The organism is Mesorhizobium amorphae (assembly GCF_014843845.1).
Lineage (GTDB): Bacteria > Pseudomonadota > Alphaproteobacteria > Rhizobiales > Rhizobiaceae > Mesorhizobium > Mesorhizobium amorphae_A.
Genome location: NZ_JHQS01000061.1, coordinates 274,074 through 290,099 on the forward strand (window position 1 = coordinate 274,074; position 16,026 = coordinate 290,099).

Genomic DNA, 16,026 nt, shown 5'->3' on the forward strand with positions numbered 1-16,026 from the left:
CGCCGTCGCGCGCCGCCGGAGACGGGGCATGGGGCGCGCAACACTGATCGGGTTCTCGGCAGTCGCCATGTGGGCGCTGCTTGCGCTGCTCACCGACGCGTCCGGGCAGGTGCCGCCCTTCCTGTTGTCGGCCATCACCTTCGCGATCGGCACCTGCGTCGGGCTGGGCGCGCGGATGGTGATGCCGGCCTCCGGAATGGTCGAGAAAATCCCGCCGCAAGTGTGGGTGATCGGCATTGTGGGCCTGTTCGGCTACCACTTCTTCTACTTCACCGCGCTGCGCAACGCGCCGGCGGTGGAGGCGAGCCTGATCGCTTATCTGTGGCCGCTGCTGATCGTGCTCGGCTCGGCGCTGATGCCGGGCGAGCGGCTGGCCTGGAACCATGTCGTCGGCGCACTGCTCGGTCTTGCCGGCACGATCCTGATCGTCACCAAGGGTGACGGGCTCGCTTTTGATGCGCGCTATGCCTTTGGCTATGCGATGGCCGGCGTCGGCGCGCTTTTGTGGTCGGCCTATTCGCTGCTGTCGCGGCGGTTTCCGTCGGTGCCGACCAGCATCGTCACCTGGTTTTGCGCGGCGACTTCGGCGCTTTCGCTGATCTGCCACCTCCTGCTGGAACAGACAGTACTGCCCGATGGCCCTGGCCAATGGCTGGCGGTGCTCGGTCTCGGGCTGATGCCGGTGGGTGCGGCCTTCTATGCCTGGGACATCGGCGTCAAGCGCGGCAACATCCAGGTGCTGGGGGCGGCAAGCTATGCCGCGCCGCTTTTGTCGACGCTGGTGCTGATCGCGGCCGGCATCGCCGAGCCGTCGCTGCGCATCCTCGCCGCCTGCTTGCTCATTACCGGCGGTGCGGCACTGGCGGCAAAGTCGCTGTTCATGCGCAAGCCGGCGACTGGCGAGGCCGGCGTATGACGATGCCGTTCCCCGGCGGCATCGACGCCAACGCCAATGCGACACTGGTGTTTTCGCTGGTGGCGGCGCTGATCTATGCCTTCACGCTCGGTATGCCGCCGCGGCTCGCGCGCTCGGCGGCAAAGACGCTTGCCGTGGCGATGCTGGCGGTGCTTGCCTTCATGCAAGGCGGGCCGTGGCTGCTCGTCGCGGCGCTGGCGCTGAGTGCTGTCGGCGACGCCTTCCTGTCGCGCGACGGCGAAAAGGCCTTTCTCTGCGGGCTGGCCAGTTTTCTGGCGGCGCACATCCTCTATGTGCCGCTGTTCCTGCGCAGCGGCGGCGGAATGGGGCTGCTCGGCGCCGAGTCATGGCGTGGGGCGATTGCGCTGGCGATGGCGACATTCGCGATCGTCATGCTGGCCGCCCTTTGGCGCCGTGTCGGCCCTACTTTGCGTCTCCCGATCGGCGTCTATGTCGCCGCGATCCTCGCCATGGGGATATCGGCGCTCACCACCAGCAACAGCCTGGTGATCGGGGGCGCCATTCTGTTCATGGCGTCGGACGGGCTGCTCGCCACGGAACAGTTCCTGCTTGCGGCCATCTCGCCGCACCGCGTCTGGATGCGCTACGCGGTCTGGGCGCTTTACTACGCCGCCCAGCTAGTCATCACCTTGGGATTCCTGCTCAGCTAAGATCTTTCCGGCTGCCAACCGGGCTCGGCCATCTCGAAAGCGGCGAAGTCGAAGCCCGGCGCCACGGTGCAGCCGACCAGCGTCCATTCGCCAAGGCTGCGCGCCGATTGCCACCAGCCGGCGGGCACCACGATCTGCGGCCGCTCGCCCGCCGCAAGGGTGGTGCCGAGCACCTGCTCGATGACGGTGCGGCCTTCCTCCTGCATCGACAGCGCCAGCGGCGCGCCGGCATAGAAATGCCAGACCTCGGCCGCATCCTTCACCCGGTGCCAGGCCGATAGCTGACCCTCTTCCAGAAGGAAATAGATCGCGGTCGAGTGGCCGCGCGTGCCTTCCGCGCCATCGCGAAAGGTCTCGGCATACCAGCCGCCTTCCGGATGCGGCTTCAGGCCGAGCGTGGCGATGATTTCGGCTGCACTTGTCATCGGCTGGAGGCTAGCACCGCGCTCAGAAATTGTCCTTGCGTTTGCGGATTTCGGCGAACACGTCGGCGTCGGTGGCCTTCTCCATGCCGAGATGCTTGCGGATTGCCGGATCGTGCCAGCGCAGGAACGGATTGGTCGACAATTCCTCGCCGATCGTCGTCGGCAGTGTCGGCTTGCCGTCGGCGCGCAGCAACTCGATCCGGGCGGCGCGCTCCTTCAGGGCGGAATTGGTCGGGTCTACAGTCAGCGCGAAGCGGGCATTCGAAAGCGTGTATTCATGGCCGCAATAGATGACCGTCTCGGCGGGAAGTGCTGCCAGCTTCTTCAGCGAGTCATACATCACTGGCGGCTTGCATTCGAACAGCCGGCCGCAGCCCAGCGCAAACAGCGTGTCGGCGGTGAACGCCACCTTCGAGACCGGCAAATGGTAGGAGACATGGCCGGCCGTATGGCCAGGCGTGGCGATCACGTCGATCCGTTCGTCGCCGAGATGGACGACCGAGCCTTCCTCGACCGTCTCGTCGATGCCGGGGATCTTCGCCTGTTCCGCTTCCGGGCCGACGATGCGCAGCTTGAAACGCTCTTTTAGCGCCAGGTTGGCCTCGACATGATCGACATGGTGGTGGGTGGTCAGGATCATCGTCGGCGTCCAGCCGGTGCGCTGGATCGCGGCCAGGATCGGCGCCTCTTCGGGCGCGTCGATGATCGCGGTCTGGCCGCTTTTTGGGTCGTGCACCAAAACACCGAAATTGTCGCTGCGACACATGAACTGTTCGATTTCGACCGGCATCGCATCTCTCCATTTGTCGCCGCAGACATAGGGCGCTTGCCGGCCGATGTCATCTGGAATTGAGCTTTGTTGAACTCGGCGGATATCGCGGCTACCGTCCCGGCCATGCATTCCGATATCGTCGATCTCCGTTCCTTCTATTCGACCACGCTCGGCCGGCTTGCCGAGCACTCGATCACCATGGCGCTGTCCTCGATATGGGCCGCGGTGCCGAATGAGCGGCTGGTCGGCCTCGGCTACACCTTGCCGTGGCTGGAGCGGTTCGGCGCCGATGCCGAGCGCGTCTTTGCCTTCATGCCGGCGACGCAGGGCGCGGTGGTCTGGCCGGCGACAGGTCCGACGGCGACGGCGCTGGTCTTCGACGAGGAATTGCCGCTGGTCGATTCCTGCATCGACCGCATGCTGCTCGTCCATTCGCTCGAGCATGTCGAAAACCCGCGCGAGACGCTGAACGAGATCTGGCGGGTGCTGTCGCCAGCCGGGCGCGTCGTCATCGTCGTGCCCAACCGCCGCGGCGTCTGGGCGCGTTTCGAGCATACGCCGTTCGGCAATGGCCGGCCGTTCTCGCGCGGCCAGCTCACCGAATTGCTGCGCGAGGCGCATTTCACCCCGGCGGCATGGTCCGACGCGCTGTTCTTCCCGCCGTCGCCCCGGCGCTTCATGATGCGGTTCCACAATGTGCTGGAGCGCGCCGGCCGGCGGTTCTGGCCGATCTTTTCCGGCGTCATCGTGGTCGAGGCGCAGAAGCGGCTTTATCAGGGCGTACCGGTCGCCCAGCGTGCATCGCGCCGCGTCTTCGTGCCGGTGCTCTCGCCGCAAGGCGCGACCAGGCTCGGCCGGTCGCGCGGCGGTGAGGCGGCTTCCCCGGGCGGGTGACGCGTTCGTGATCGGACCCGGGCTTTGTCACTCCCTATCTGTCGAGTGCGGTGCCGCCGCCTGAACATGGCCGGTCATGATTCTGATCGGCTCCACCACACTTCCGAATGCAGGGATATCGCGCATGGCGGATCAAGCGGATGTCATAACCGGTGCGGGACAGGCCGCCGTGTCGATCGAAGCCAGCAGCCTCGGCGACCAGCTAAAGACCATCAAGCAGGCGCTGAGAACCTCGCCGGTACGCAAGCCACTCGCCTGGGCCTCGATCGGCATTGTGGCCGTCATTGTCGCGACCGCGATCGGCCAGGTTCTGCTCAACCGCTGGAACCAGCCCTTCTACGATGCGCTGGCGCGGCGCGACATGCAGGGCTTCCTGCACCAGCTTCTCGTCTTTGCCGAGATTGCCGGCGGGCTGCTGGTTCTCAATGTCGGCCAGACCTGGCTCAACCAGACGATCCGGCTGAAGCTGCGCCAGGCGCTGACCCTCGACCTGATCGACGAATGGATGCGGCCGGCGCGCGCCTTCCGGCTGGCGCATGCCGGTGCCATTGGCGTCAATCCCGACCAGCGCATGCAGCAGGACGCCGCGCATTTGTCCGATCTGTCGACCGATCTCGGTGTCGGCCTGCTGCAGTCCTTCATCCTGCTTGTGTCCTTCATCGGTGTCTTGTGGACGCTGTCCTCGGGCTTCGTCTTCCACATAGGCGGCCGTTCGCTGGCGATACCGGGTTACATGGTGTGGGCGGCGATCCTCTATGCCGGCATCGCCTCGTGGCTGAGCTGGCTGGTCGGACGGCCGCTGATCCGCTTCAACAGCGATCGCTATACGCGTGAGGCGGAACTCAGGTTCTCGATGGTCCGCGTCAACGAAAATGTCGACGCCATCGCGCTGGCGCATGGCGAGGCCGACGCCAAACAGCAGCTCGAGCTCGATCTTGGCACCGTGCTCGGCGCCATGAAGCGCATCTACAGCGCGAAGATCAACCTGTCCTGGGTCACCGACACCTATGGCTGGATCACCGTGGTGGCGCCGATCCTGGTCGCGTCGCCGGTCTATTTCGCCGGCGATATCAGCTTCGGCGGGCTGATGATGGCGGTCGGCGCCTTCAACCAGGTGCACTCCTCGCTGCGCTGGTTCATCAACAACATCGGCGGCATCGCCGACTGGCGGGCGACGCTGATGCGCGTCGCCGATTTCCGCATCGCACTTGGCGAAACCGATATCCTCCACGACAAGGAAAAGCGTATCGCCTTCGGCGAAAACCCTGACGGCAAGCTGAGCTTCGAGCGGCTCGAGGTCGCCTCGCCGGATGGCTGCACAAAGCTTGCCGAGCCGCATGTCGAGATCCACCCCGGCGAGCGCGTCATGATCACCGGCGACCCGCGCGCCGGCAAGACGCTGTTCTTTCGCGCCATTGCCGGCCTCTGGCCATGGGGCAGCGGGCGGGTTGGCATGCCGGCCGGCGAGGCGCCGATCTTCGTTCCGCGAACCCCTTATTTCCCGCTCGGCACGCTGCGCGAGGTGCTCAACCATACCAATGGCACGGCACCGGTCGAGGATGCCGAGATCGCGGCGGTGCTGGCCGAGGTCGGTCTCGAGCGGCTTGCATCCTCGCTCGACCACTCGGCGCGCTGGGAGCATGAGTTGGCCGATGACGAGCAGCGCCTGCTGGCCTTTGCCAGGCTTGCGCTCAGGCGACCGAAATGGGTGATCATCGATGAGGCGCTGGATACGTTCGACGGCGCGACGCTGAGGCAGGTGCTGTCGATGCTGGCGCGGCGCCTGCCTGACGCCGCCATCCTCAACATCGGCCGCGGCCAGCACAACAACCAGTTCTTCTCGCGCTCGCTGACGATCGTGAAGGATACGGGCGGATCGGCACTCAAGCCGGCCCGCGTCAGGGCCGGCGCCATCGAGCCGCCGCCCGCCGCAAGGCGGAAGAAGTAGGCTCGCCGAGGAAGCAACCCGGTAAGCTTTATTTTGCCGCGATCGCGGTGAAAATTGTCCGCATCGCTCGGACGCACGCAGCCATGCTCGACATGCTCAGCCTGCTTGCCTGTTTCGCCTGTACACAGGCAGCCCCCCTGCCTGTGCCGGCCGACGCGATTGCCGTGGATGTCGAACTGGTGCTGGCCGTCGACATCTCGCTGTCGATGAACGAGAAGGAGTTTGCCCTGCAGCGTGCCGGCTATGTCGAGGCGCTCAGGCATCCGGATTTCATCAGGGCGGTGCGTTCGGGCACCAACGGGCGCATTGCGCTGGCCTATTTCGAGTGGGCGGGCACCGTCCGCGACGACGCCATCCTCGCCTGGCAGATCATCGACGGCAGCGACAGTGCCAACGCCTTCGCCGACAGGATCGCGGCCCGCCCGTTCCGCAGCTTTCGCGGCACCTCGATTTCCGGCGCGCTTGCCTTCGGCACCGGTCTTTTCGAGAAAACCGCCTTCACAGGCGCGCGGCGCGTTATCGACATTTCAGGCGACGGCCCCAACAATATCGGCCCGCCGGTCACCGCGACGCGCGATGCGGCGCTGGCAAAGGGCATCGTCATCAACGGCCTGCCGATCCTGATCAGCCCGTCGCCGACCTTCAGCCATCTCGACAGCTATTATGAGCAATGCGTCACCGGCGGCCCGGGGTCCTTCGTGCTGCCGATCTATGCAGCTTCCGAATTTTCGACCGCCATTCGCCGCAAGCTCATCCTCGAAGTGAGCGGCATCGGCAACGCGACGACAGTCCGGATCGACGCGGCGCCTCCCATCGACTGCCTGCAGGGTGAGCGCGACCGGCGGTTTTTTTCAGACCCGTATTTTCCGGAACTCGATCGATAAGCTGTGAGGTCTCAGGATGATTCAGGCCGGCCGCGTGCCGTATTTCTCGCGGAACTCATCGTAGAGATCGCGGCGCCAGCGCCGGCCTCCAACATAGCCGCGCAACAGCTGCGGCAGCGAGTAGCCGAGTGCTTTCGACGACCGGTTGGCCAGGTAACCGGCGAATGCCTGGGAAACCCTGCCCTTCATCGCATCGGCGATGATCTGGCGCGCGATCATGTAGGGCGGGACGTCGGGATAGCGATCGGCGATGTAAGGGTGCTTGTCGATCAGATTTGCGTAGGCTTCGACATAGCCGTCGCGGCGGCCGGAGATCGAATTCTCCGAATTGTACTTCTTCCAGTCGATGTCCTCGGACAGTAGCGCGCCGCTGCGGCGGGCAAAACGCAGCAGCAATTCGCGATCCTGCATGCGCGCGATGTCGCTGTCGTAACCGCCGATCGCCAGCAGGGATTCGCGGCGGGCGGTAATCGCGGAGCCGGCGATGAAGATCGTCTGCCCGACCAGCGCCTTCTCCAGCGAACTGCGGGTCAGGAAAGCTTCCCGATTGACGCATTTGGTGCTGCGTCCGCCTTTCACCGAGACGAACGAGCTGATGAGGATTTCCAGTGATGGGTTCTCGTCGAAACGCGCCAGCGTCCGCTCCAGCCGGTCCGGCAGGTAGACATCGTCCGAATCAAGGAAGGCCACGATCGGCGCCCGCGCAAGCTCGATGCCGGCGTTGCGGGCAGCGTTGGCGCCGCGCCATTTCGCACCGACATAGACCAGCCGGGGATCGCGGATGGCGGCAAGGGCCGCGGCGGTGGCATCGGTCGAGCCGTCATCGACAACGACGTGCTCGAACTGGGTAAGGCTCTGCGCCAGCACGCTTTCTACCGCGCGCACCACCTGGTCGCGACGATTGTGGGTCGGTGTGATCACCGTGATAAGGGGAGCCGGGTCGATGGTTTTGCCCATGCGGCTATGCCCCGGGTTCTGCGATGTGCGGATAGATTTGATGGCCGCCTTCCATACCCACCCCAGGATTGCGTTCGATTCGACCGTACAAAAAAGAAAAGCCTGTGTCATCCCGACTGTCGGCGGGCAAGCCGTGCGCGCGTCGAATTTCACAAGCCGCGCCTGAACTGCAACACCGTCTGCTGGCCTGCAAGCCCATCCGGAAGGAATGGGAGTCGATTCAACTGCCCGCCTAGGGAAATAGCCGCCGCTATTACCTGTCACGTAATCGACCTGCCTACCGCATGTCGGCAAGACTGCCCCGGTTGCAAGAGAGGAGTTCAGCCATGACCGCTTACGCCGTTGCCCATATGCGGCAGGCCACATTGGGACCTGAGATTGTCGAATATCTGCACAAGATCGACGCCACGCTGGAACCCTTCGGCGGCCGCTTCCTGGTGCATGGTGGAGCGGTAGAGGTCGTCGAAGATACCTGGCCGGGACATCTGATCGTCATCGAATTCCCCGACCGTGACCATGTACGCGGGTGGTATAAATCGCCCGCCTATCAGGCGATCCTGGCGCTGCGCACCGAAAACTCGCAGTCCGACGTCATCTTCGTCGACGGCGTCGAGCATCCGCACAAGGCCACCGACGTCCTGGAATAGCTGCGTGGCCGGCAGCCGGCCAAGATCATCGCTTCAGCAGGAACACCGCCTGCTGGCCGAAGAAATTCCAGAACCACCACGGCATCGACAGGCCGATCTTCTGGCCGTTGGCGTCGAGAGCGGTCGCCCTTTCCACCGTGGCGCCGAGTTCCTCGCACAGATTGACGAAGTCGCGGATGGTGCAGAAATGGATGTTTGGCGTGTCGTACCAGGAATAGGGCAGGTCCTTGGTCACCGGCATCCGACCCTTGACGAACAGCGACAGCCGCACCCGCCAGTGGCCGAAATTGGGGAAGGAGACGATGGCGCGGTTGCCGATCCGCAGCAGTTCGTCGAGCACCAGCTTCGGATTGCGGGTGGCCTGCAGGGTCTGCGACAGGACGACGAAATCAAAACCCTTGTCGGGGTAGAATTCGAGGTCCGTGTCGGCGTCGCCCTGGATGACGCTGAGGCCGCGCGCCACGCATTCGTTGACGCCGCGTTGCGACAGCTCCAGTCCGCGGCCGTCGACCTGCTTGGTCTCCTGCAGCAGTTCGAGCAGCAGGCCGTCGCCGGAGCCGACGTCCAGCACCCGCGACCGCGACGGGATGAGACCGGCGACGACTTCGAGGTCGACGCGCTGGGCGCGATTTACGCTCATGGCTTCGCCTCCTGCCTGGCGCATGATCCCGGTCCGAAAAGTCTGCAACTTTTCGGGGTCATGCGCTGAGCCCTCGCGCCCGCGCGGCCGAGCCGATGAAGCCGTTGATGGCGGCGAACAATTCCGGTTCCTCGAGCAGGAAGGCGTCGTGGCCGCGGTCGGTGTCGATCTCGACGAAGGAGACGGAGGCGCCGGCGGCGTTCAGCGCATGCACGATCGAGCGGCTTTCCTCGGTCGGGAACAGCCAATCGCTGGTGAAGGACACCAGGCAGAAGCGGGTCTTCGTTCCGGCAAAGGCATCGGCCAGCCGTCCGCCATGGTCGGCGGCGAGGTCGAAATAATCCATGGAACGGGTCATGTAGAGGTAGGAGTTGGCGTCGAAGCGGTCGACAAAGGTCATGCCCTGATGGCGCAGGTAGCTCTCGATCTGGAAATCGGCGTCGAAGCCGAAGGTCAGCGCCTCGCGGTCCTGCAGATTGCGGCCGAACTTGCGGTGCAGCGCCGCCTCCGACAGATAGGTGATGTGCGCGGCCATGCGCGCCACCGCGAGCCCCTTTTCCGGGCGCTTGCCATGCTCGAAATATTTGCCGCCATGCCAGTCCGGGTCGGCCATCACGGCTTGCCGGCCGACCTCGTGGAAGGCGATGTTCTGCGAGGAATGGCGGGCGCCGGTGGCGATCGGCAGCGCCGAGAAGACGCGCTCGGTATAGGTCGAGGCCCATTCCAACACCTGCATGCCGCCCATCGAGCCGCCGAGCACGCAAAACAGCTTTTCGATGCCGAAATGGTCGACCAGCATAAGCTGTGCCCGCACCATGTCGCGGATGGTGATGATCGGCAGGTCGAGCCCGTAGGGCTTGCCGGTGGCCGGATTGGTCGAGGCGGGGCCGGTGGAACCCAGGCAGCCGCCGATGACGTTGGAGCAGATGACGAAGAAACGGTTGGTGTCGATGATCCTGCCGGGGCCGATCAGCGCCTCCCACCAGCCCGGCTTGCCGGTCACCGGATTGGTGCTGGCAACATGCTGGTCGCCGGTCAGCGCATGGCAGACGAGGATGGCGTTGGAACGGGCGTCGTTCAGCGTGCCGTAGGTCTGGTAGGCGATCTGGAACGGCGACAAAAGCGTGCCGGCGTCAAGCTTCAGCGGTTTGTCGGCGCCGAAACGCAACACCGGGCTCGACGGTGCGTCGATCTCGTTGTTGCTTCTTCGAGGGCGCGGAACGGCCATCATATCTCTCTTGTATTACGCATCGTCCGACCGGCGGCGGACAACAAAAAACCGGCAATGCCTTCGCAAAGCCGGTTACAGGATGCAAACGGCCCTTTAGCGAGTTGTTTAACGTGGCTGCAAGCCGACCGGCCAAATCACCACGGAGCTGTCACATTCTTCTAGAACTCGCGCGCCTTGCCGTCAACGGCCGGCCGCTCGCGCCATTGCCGGCACTCGACATTCCGGGCCACGGCTAGTATTTCCGCTGCGGCTTCCGGCGGAAGCATTCTCGATGGATTTGTTAGACATGAACAAGAGACCGGATCAGGCACGGCCAACGCCCCGCGCGGGCATCATGGATATCGACGCCTATGTGCCGGGCAAGAGCACGGCGCCGGCCGGTGTTGCCAAGGTCTACAAACTGTCGTCGAACGAAAACCCGCTCGGCCCGTCGCCGAAGGCGATCGAGGCGGCGCGTGAAGTCGCGGCAAAGCTCGACGTCTATCCCGACGGCACCGCCAGGCGGCTGCGCGAGGCGATCGCCGAGGTGCATGGGCTGAATGCTGCGAGCATCATCTGTTCCAACGGCTCCGACGAGATACTGGGCCTGCTGGCGCAGACCTATCTGGCGCCCGGCGATGAAGCGATTTTCACCGAACACGCCTTCATGGTCTACAAGATCTACATCCAGTCGGCCGGTGCAACACCGGTAGCGGTCAAGGAAAGCGACGAGCGCGCCGACATCGATGCGATACAGGCGGCGGTGACGCCGCGCACAAAGATCGTGTTCCTCGCCAATCCCAACAACCCGACCGGCACCTATGTGCCGTTCCAGGAAGTGCGGCGCCTGCATGCCAGCCTGCCGAAAAACGTGCTTCTGGTGCTCGACGCGGCTTACGCCGAATATGTCCGCCGCAACGACTACGAGGCCGGCATCGAGCTGGCGGGCAGCGCCGAGAACGTGGTCATGACCCGTACCTTCTCCAAGCTCGGCCTTGGCGGGGCGCGGATCGGCTGGATGTATGGTCCGATGCACATTGTCGATGCGATCAACCGCATTCGCGGCCCCTTCAACGTCAATGCCACGGCGATCGAGGCCGGCATCGCCGCCATCCGCGACCGCGCCCATGTCGAGCGCAGCGTGATGCACAACGAGAAATGGCTCACCTGGTTGACTGAGGAACTGACAAAGCTCGGACTCAGGGTGACGCCGAGCGTCGGCAATTTTCTGCTGATCCACTTTCGCGACGACAAGAAACATTCGGCGGCGGCCGCGGACGACTACCTTACGGCGCGGGGCTTCATCTTGCGGCGCGTTTCCGGCTACGGCTTTCCCAATGCGCTGCGCATGAGCATCGGCATCGAAGAAGCAAATCGCGGCGTGATTGCTGCCCTCACGACATTCCTGAAAAGCTAGAACACCATGACATCACCGCTGTTCGAAAAGATCGCGCTGGTCGGCATCGGCCTGATCGGCTCGTCGCTGGCCCGCGTCATTCGCCGCGAGGGGCTGGCCGGCCACGTCTCCATCGCGACGCGCAGCCCGACTACGCTAGCGCGGGCGAAGGAACTCGATCTAGGGGATTCCTACACCACCGATGCGAAAGAGGCGGTACGCGATGCCGATCTGGTCATCGTCTCGGTGCCGGTCGGTTCCTCCGGCGCGGTCGCGGAAGAAATCGCGCCGGCGCTGAAAAAGGGCGCCATCCTCACCGATGTCGGCTCGACCAAGGCCTCCGTCATCGCGCAGATGCAGCCGCATGTGCCGGAAGGCGTCCATTTCATTCCCGGCCATCCGCTCGCCGGCACGGAAAAATCCGGACCGGACGCCGGCTTCGCCGATCTCTTCGACAATCGCTGGTGCATCTTCACGCCGGTTCCCGATACTGATCCGGCGGCATTGGAAAAGCTTTCGGAGTTCTGGCGGCGCTGCGGCTCCAACATCGACACGATGGACCCGCAGCATCACGACATGACTTTGGCCATCGTCTCGCATCTGCCGCATATCATCGCCTACAACATCGTCGGCACCGCCGACGATTTGCAGTCGGTGACCAAATCGGAAGTCATCAAATATTCGGCCTCGGGCTTCCGCGACTTCACCCGTCTTGCCGCCTCTGACCCGACCATGTGGCGCGATGTCTGCCTGCACAACAAGGACGCCATCCTCGAAATGCTGGCTCGGTTCTCGGAGGATCTAGCCTCGCTGCAGCGGGCGATCCGCTGGGGCGACGGCGAAAAGCTATTCGATCTGTTCACCCGCACCCGCGCCGTGCGCCGCTCGATCATCGAGGCCGGCCAGGACATCGACGTGCCGGATTTCGGCCGGCAAGCGGTCGAGCACCCGGCCAAGGGGTAAATCTCACGCTTCCAAATCTGCTGGCCAGTGGGCCGCCATCATCGCCAGCGTCTCGGCCCGGTCCGGGGCGCCCAGCCGGCCGCCGAAGCGTTGGCATTTGAGCGCGGCGGCAGCACTGGCAAAGCGCAAGGCCTGCTCGGGAGGCATTGCCTCCGCCAAGCCGACGGCAAAAGCGCCGTGAAACACGTCGCCGGCGGCGAGCGTATCCACCGCCTTGATCCTCGGCGCCGCGACATGGCGCACGCCGCCGGCGGAATGGTCATACCACCAGCTTCCCTGTGCTCCGCCGGTAACCGCGACAAAGGCATCGGTGCGGCTGGCGAGATCGGCGCAGGCGGTTTCCGGATCCAGCGCCTGGCCGCAGACGATGCGTGCCGCCGGCTCCGAGGCGACGATGTGCGTGGCTAAAGGCAACAGCTGTTCCAGCACCTCCAGCGGCGCGGTGTCGGCATCGAGGATCGCCGGACGGCCCATCGCCCGCGCCGCGGTCAGGGCCAGTGCGGCGGCGCCCGGCCAGCGCACGTCGACCAGCACGGCGTCGAAGCCGGAAAGATCGGCGGGCAATTTCTCGGGATCGGCCTGCGCCTTCGGGTCGTAAAAGGGAACGATGATGCGTTCGCCATGGGCGTCGACCAGGATCGCGGCCAGTGCCGAACGCGCGCCGTTGACGCGCCGGACAAAGCCGCAGTCGACACCTTCGGCCTCGATGCCGGCAATGAGTTGGTCGGCGACGGCATCGTCACCCGCACTTGCCCAGAGCGAGACCTCGGCGCCGAGCCGCTGCGCGGCGCAAGCAGCACTGGTAGCCATGCCCGATGCCATCTGGGCAGCGTCGGAGGCGATAAATTTGCCCTGATGCATGGGCAGCGTGTCGAGACGAAGGATGGTGTCCAGCGTCAGCGCGCCAACGCTCAGGAGCCTTACCGGTCTGCTCATTCGTTGTTCCTAATCGACCGGCTTGATCTTGCCCAGCGGAATGAAGCCGAGCGATGCCTTGCCCTTGACGATCCTGAGCGGCATCGACGGTTCGTTGCCGAGCATCGCCAGGCCGGCAAAGCCCTGCTCGATCTCGCTCTTGCGCTCGGGGATCGCGGCGCCGAGGATTGCCGCCACCGCCTTGGGATCTTTCAGGCTGATCGTCAGATCGCCATCGATCAGGCCCTCAGCATCGACCGACAGAGGCCCGGAGACAGTAACGCGCGCCGTGCCTGACGAGAGGTCCAGCCTGGCGATGTCGACGGCCTGGCCGCGCAGGCTCTTTACCTGCTTTCCGATCAGCGCGACGCCGTTCTTCAGCGTTGCCTCGCCGCTGCCGTCGAGCGCCGGCAGCACGCGGCCGCCGATGGCGTTGGCGTCGATCTCGAGATCGCCGAAGCTTCCAGTGTAGGCGATGTCCTGGCCATCGGGCTGCAATTGCCCCGCCGCCGTTCCGGCGCTGAACAGCGAGACGGGATCCGTGTCGTCGGCTGGGTCGGTCTGGCCGGACAGGCCCTCGGCCTTCAGCGCAATGCGCCGCGGCAGCGGCCAGGAGAGCTTCACGTCTGCCCGCAGTCTGTCCCAGTCGATCCAGAGCGGTGTCATGCCCGGCACGGAGGTCCTGAGCGGCCCGCGCAGGTCGGCGACTGGCGACAGAGGCCGGGTGATCTGCGCGACGGCACTGAAGCTGCCAGTCGAGGCGGCGACATTCCTGGTGTCGTCCTCATAGGCCAGGGTGTCGCAAGAAACGGCAAAGCTGAACGGATAGCCGCTGACGGTCAGGTTGGAGCAACCGGCCTCGATGCCGTTGCCGTTGAGCGCGGCCACCGCCTTGTCGGCTTCGCTCCGGACGCGGTCGGCCAGATAGAACCAGCCGCCGCTGTAGATGGCGAACAGCACGGCGATGAAAGCGACAAGCCAGAACAGCCGGCGGCGAAAGTTCGGCGGGCGCTCGTCACTTGACGTCATGCTGCAGCTTTCATTATCGCCGCCTGTTGCGGGTGGACTGTCGTTTACGCAACAAGCAGATAGACGGAAAAAGCACCGATTCCGATGCGGTGTCGTCACTCTCGTGCATTCAGGCTTGGCGATATGGGCGATTTTTGGGTTTTTGGCTACGGGTCGCTGATCTGGCGACCGGGATTCGCGCATGTAGAGACGCGGCGCGCCCGTCTCTACGGCTATCGCCGGTCGCTCTGCGTCTATTCCTTCGTGCATCGCGGCACGCGTGAGCGGCCGGGCCTTGTGCTCGGCCTCGACCGTGGCGGCTCTTGCGTCGGGCTGGCGTTTCGCGTGCCCGGAGAGTTGCGCGACGAGGTGCTCACCTATCTGCGCGAGCGCGAACTGGTGACCAGCGTCTACCTCGAACGCTCGCTCGATATCCGACTCGACAAGAATGGCACGAGCGGACGCGAGACGGTGAGCGCGGTCGCCTATATCGTCGACCGCGCGCATGAGCAGTATGCCGGCGGGCTCGATGCGGCGCATGCGGCTGGTATCGTCCGCGGCGCCGTCGGCCAGTCCGGCAGGAACGAGGATTATCTGCTCAGCACGCTGGAACATCTGGAGGCGCTGGGCATAAGCGACCACTGGCTGGAAGAGGTGGCCCGGCGCCTCGCGCCTTTGTGAAGCGCTGGCCCGCAGGAAAGAGCAGCCAGGCCTTTGACCTTGGCATGACGAGACCTAGCTTAGCTCCAGCCCCGAACCTTCGGGTTTTCGCCCGTCCCCCCGCATCACGGAGCCAGATCTTGCAGAAACGCCGTCTCGGTCGTACCGACCTTTCCATCGCGCCGCTGGTTCTGGGCGGCAATGTCTTTGGCTGGACCGCCGACGAAAAGACTTCCTTCGACCTGCTCGACCGCTTTGCCGGCGCCGGCCTCAACGCCATCGATACGGCGGACGCGTATTCGCGCTGGCATGCCGGCAACAAGGGCGGCGAATCCGAAACCATCATCGGCAAATGGATGAAAAGCCGCGGCAACCGCGACGAGGTCATCGTCATCACCAAGGTCGGCTCGGACATGGGCCAGGGCAGGCGGGATCTCTCTGCTGCCTATATCGAAAAGGCAGTCGACCAGTCGCTGAAGCGGCTGCAGACCGATGTGATCGACCTCTATCTGTCGCACTGGCCGGACCCGGCGACGCCTTACGAGGAAACGCTCGGCGCTTACCAGAGCCTGCTCGCCAGGGGCAAGATCCGCCATGCCGGCTGCTCCAACCTCGATGCCGGCCAGTTGCGCGCGGCGCTGGACGTGGCAAGCTTGCGCAGCTTGCCGCGCTACGAAGTGCTGCAGCCTGCCTATAATCTCTACGACCGCTCATCTTTCGATGGTCCGCTGCGCAATCTCTGCCTCGCTGAGGACATTGGCGTCATCAGCTATTACGGTCTCGCCAAGGGGTTTCTGAGCGGCAAATACCGCAGCGAGGCCGACCTCGGCAAAAGCCAGCGCGGCGGAGGCGTCAAGGACTATCTCAATCCACGCGGCATGCGCATCCTGAGCGCACTCGATGCCGTGGCCGAGCGTCATTCGGCCACGCAGGCGGAGGTGGCGTTGGCCTGGGTGATGGCCCGGCCGGGCATCACCGCGCCGATCGCCAGCGCCACGACGCTCGCCCAGATGGACAGCCTGGTACGCGCCGCTTCGCTGAGGCTCGGCGTGGACGACATGGCCGCGCTGAACGAGGCGAGCGCATAGCCGCCGGCGGCCTTTCGCCGACGCACGATCGT

Annotated in this window: 17 protein-coding genes and 1 riboswitch; of the genes, 10 read left to right on the forward strand and 7 right to left on the reverse strand. The window is 64.7% G+C overall.

The genetic code is table 11. The annotated features are described in order from the left end of the window. The first annotated feature begins 28 nt into the window (after positions 1–28). Entirely contained in the window at positions 29–916 is an 888-nt protein-coding gene (gene yddG / locus DH08_RS27785) for an aromatic amino acid exporter YddG (protein ID WP_192182459.1), read from the forward strand. Then, positions 913–1,587: a lysoplasmalogenase family protein gene (locus DH08_RS27790; protein ID WP_192182460.1), complete on the forward strand. Its 675-nt coding sequence runs from the start codon at positions 913–915 to the stop codon at positions 1,585–1,587. The genes yddG and DH08_RS27790 overlap by 4 nt, the downstream gene beginning before the upstream one ends. Here the strand turns inward: DH08_RS27790 and DH08_RS27795 are convergent. Beyond that, the gene (locus tag DH08_RS27795) at positions 1,584–2,012 is read right to left on the reverse strand and encodes a cupin domain-containing protein (protein WP_192182461.1); all 429 of its coding nucleotides are present in this window, start codon (positions 2,010–2,012) and stop codon (positions 1,584–1,586) included. The two genes, DH08_RS27790 and DH08_RS27795, sit on opposite strands and share 4 nt — an antisense overlap. Positions 2,013–2,034: 22 nt before the next feature. Next, positions 2,035–2,802, reverse strand: coding sequence for a hydroxyacylglutathione hydrolase (gene gloB / locus DH08_RS27800; protein WP_192182462.1), 768 nt, complete (start codon positions 2,800–2,802; stop codon positions 2,035–2,037). Positions 2,803–2,907: 105 nt separating this feature from the next. Between gloB and DH08_RS27805 the strand changes: the two genes are divergently transcribed. The 3 genes from DH08_RS27805 to DH08_RS27815 all read left to right on the forward strand — a co-directional run bounded on the left by DH08_RS27805 (position 2,908) and on the right by DH08_RS27815 (position 6,510). Further along, positions 2,908–3,678 carry a class I SAM-dependent methyltransferase gene (locus tag DH08_RS27805; RefSeq protein WP_192182585.1) on the forward strand — a complete coding sequence of 257 codons (771 nt, stop codon included), beginning with the start codon at positions 2,908–2,910 and terminating at the stop codon, positions 3,676–3,678. Positions 3,679–3,802: 124 nt separating this feature from the next. Then, positions 3,803–5,626 (forward strand): ABC transporter ATP-binding protein/permease, encoded by a 1,824-nt coding sequence (locus DH08_RS27810; RefSeq protein WP_192182463.1) that lies wholly within the window; start codon positions 3,803–3,805, stop codon positions 5,624–5,626. Positions 5,627–5,709: 83 nt separating this feature from the next. Further along, positions 5,710–6,510: a DUF1194 domain-containing protein gene (locus tag DH08_RS27815; RefSeq protein WP_192182464.1), complete on the forward strand. Its 801-nt coding sequence runs from the start codon at positions 5,710–5,712 to the stop codon at positions 6,508–6,510. Positions 6,511–6,531: 21 nt separating this feature from the next. Here DH08_RS27815 and DH08_RS27820 read toward each other — a convergent pair whose 3' ends face one another. Beyond that, complete coding sequence (locus tag DH08_RS27820) at positions 6,532–7,467, reverse strand: glycosyltransferase family 2 protein (protein WP_192182465.1); 936 nt, start codon at positions 7,465–7,467, stop codon at positions 6,532–6,534. Between the two features lie 326 nt (positions 7,468–7,793). On the opposite strand from DH08_RS27820, the gene DH08_RS27825 reads away from it, so the two are divergent. Further along, positions 7,794–8,114 carry a DUF1330 domain-containing protein gene (locus DH08_RS27825; RefSeq protein WP_192182466.1) on the forward strand — a complete coding sequence of 107 codons (321 nt, stop codon included), beginning with the start codon at positions 7,794–7,796 and terminating at the stop codon, positions 8,112–8,114. Between the two features lie 25 nt (positions 8,115–8,139). Here the strand turns inward: DH08_RS27825 and metW are convergent, their stop codons facing one another. Both metW and metX read right to left on the reverse strand, forming a co-directional pair. Then, positions 8,140–8,754 (reverse strand): methionine biosynthesis protein MetW, encoded by a 615-nt coding sequence (gene metW, locus DH08_RS27830; RefSeq protein WP_192182467.1) that lies wholly within the window; start codon positions 8,752–8,754, stop codon positions 8,140–8,142. Between the two features lie 58 nt (positions 8,755–8,812). Next, on the reverse strand, positions 8,813–9,982 hold the full coding sequence (metX, locus tag DH08_RS27835) for a homoserine O-acetyltransferase MetX (RefSeq protein WP_192182468.1): 1,170 nt from the start codon (positions 9,980–9,982) through the stop codon (positions 8,813–8,815). 76 nt (positions 9,983–10,058) lie between these two features. Beyond that, positions 10,059–10,136, reverse strand: a riboswitch (SAM riboswitch). 135 nt (positions 10,137–10,271) lie between these two features. Between metX and hisC the strand changes: the two genes are divergently transcribed. Continuing rightward, positions 10,272–11,381, forward strand: a complete 1,110-nt coding sequence (hisC, locus tag DH08_RS27840; RefSeq protein WP_192182469.1) for a histidinol-phosphate transaminase — start codon at positions 10,272–10,274, stop codon at positions 11,379–11,381. Between the two features lie 6 nt (positions 11,382–11,387). Continuing rightward, positions 11,388–12,323: a prephenate/arogenate dehydrogenase family protein gene (locus tag DH08_RS27845; protein ID WP_192182470.1), complete on the forward strand. Its 936-nt coding sequence runs from the start codon at positions 11,388–11,390 to the stop codon at positions 12,321–12,323. Positions 12,324–12,326: 3 nt separating this feature from the next. On the opposite strand, the gene DH08_RS27850 is transcribed toward DH08_RS27845, so the two are convergent. Then, a complete protein-coding gene (locus tag DH08_RS27850; RefSeq protein WP_192182471.1) occupies positions 12,327–13,259 on the reverse strand; it encodes a sugar kinase in 933 nt (310 codons plus the stop codon). Positions 13,260–13,268: 9 nt separating this feature from the next. Beyond that, positions 13,269–14,267, reverse strand: coding sequence for a DUF2125 domain-containing protein (locus DH08_RS27855; protein ID WP_192182472.1), 999 nt, complete (start codon positions 14,265–14,267; stop codon positions 13,269–13,271). Positions 14,268–14,390: 123 nt separating this feature from the next. Between DH08_RS27855 and DH08_RS27860 the strand changes: the two genes are divergently transcribed. Both DH08_RS27860 and DH08_RS27865 read left to right on the forward strand, forming a co-directional pair. After that, the gene (locus DH08_RS27860) at positions 14,391–14,927 is read left to right on the forward strand and encodes a gamma-glutamylcyclotransferase (protein WP_192182473.1); all 537 of its coding nucleotides are present in this window, start codon (positions 14,391–14,393) and stop codon (positions 14,925–14,927) included. A 119-nt stretch (positions 14,928–15,046) separates the two neighbouring features. Next, on the forward strand, positions 15,047–15,994 hold the full coding sequence (locus DH08_RS27865; protein WP_192182474.1) for an aldo/keto reductase: 948 nt from the start codon (positions 15,047–15,049) through the stop codon (positions 15,992–15,994). The last annotated feature ends 32 nt before the right edge of the window (positions 15,995–16,026 follow it).

Excerpts from the sequence above, each read along its gene's own strand:
- metX (WP_192182468.1), bottom strand. The coding sequence starts at position 9,982 with ATGGCCGTTCCGCGCCCTCGAAGAAGCAACAACGAGATCGACGCACCG.
- DH08_RS27810 (WP_192182463.1), top strand. The coding sequence starts at position 3,803 with ATGGCGGATCAAGCGGATGTCATAACCGGTGCGGGACAGGCCGCCGTG.
- DH08_RS27790 (WP_192182460.1), top strand. The coding sequence starts at position 913 with ATGACGATGCCGTTCCCCGGCGGCATCGACGCCAACGCCAATGCGACA.
- DH08_RS27805 (WP_192182585.1), top strand. The coding sequence starts at position 2,908 with ATGCATTCCGATATCGTCGATCTCCGTTCCTTCTATTCGACCACGCTC.
- DH08_RS27820 (WP_192182465.1), bottom strand. The coding sequence starts at position 7,467 with ATGGGCAAAACCATCGACCCGGCTCCCCTTATCACGGTGATCACACCG.
- DH08_RS27825 (WP_192182466.1), top strand. The coding sequence starts at position 7,794 with ATGACCGCTTACGCCGTTGCCCATATGCGGCAGGCCACATTGGGACCT.
- hisC (WP_192182469.1), top strand. The coding sequence starts at position 10,272 with ATGAACAAGAGACCGGATCAGGCACGGCCAACGCCCCGCGCGGGCATC.
- DH08_RS27855 (WP_192182472.1), bottom strand. The coding sequence starts at position 14,267 with ATGACGTCAAGTGACGAGCGCCCGCCGAACTTTCGCCGCCGGCTGTTC.
- DH08_RS27815 (WP_192182464.1), top strand. The coding sequence starts at position 5,710 with ATGCTCGACATGCTCAGCCTGCTTGCCTGTTTCGCCTGTACACAGGCA.
- DH08_RS27795 (WP_192182461.1), bottom strand. The coding sequence starts at position 2,012 with ATGACAAGTGCAGCCGAAATCATCGCCACGCTCGGCCTGAAGCCGCAT.
- DH08_RS27850 (WP_192182471.1), bottom strand. The coding sequence starts at position 13,259 with ATGAGCAGACCGGTAAGGCTCCTGAGCGTTGGCGCGCTGACGCTGGAC.
- metW (WP_192182467.1), bottom strand. The coding sequence starts at position 8,754 with ATGAGCGTAAATCGCGCCCAGCGCGTCGACCTCGAAGTCGTCGCCGGT.
- gloB (WP_192182462.1), bottom strand. The coding sequence starts at position 2,802 with ATGCCGGTCGAAATCGAACAGTTCATGTGTCGCAGCGACAATTTCGGT.
- yddG (WP_192182459.1), top strand. The coding sequence starts at position 29 with ATGGGGCGCGCAACACTGATCGGGTTCTCGGCAGTCGCCATGTGGGCG.
- DH08_RS27845 (WP_192182470.1), top strand. The coding sequence starts at position 11,388 with ATGACATCACCGCTGTTCGAAAAGATCGCGCTGGTCGGCATCGGCCTG.
- DH08_RS27860 (WP_192182473.1), top strand. The coding sequence starts at position 14,391 with ATGGGCGATTTTTGGGTTTTTGGCTACGGGTCGCTGATCTGGCGACCG.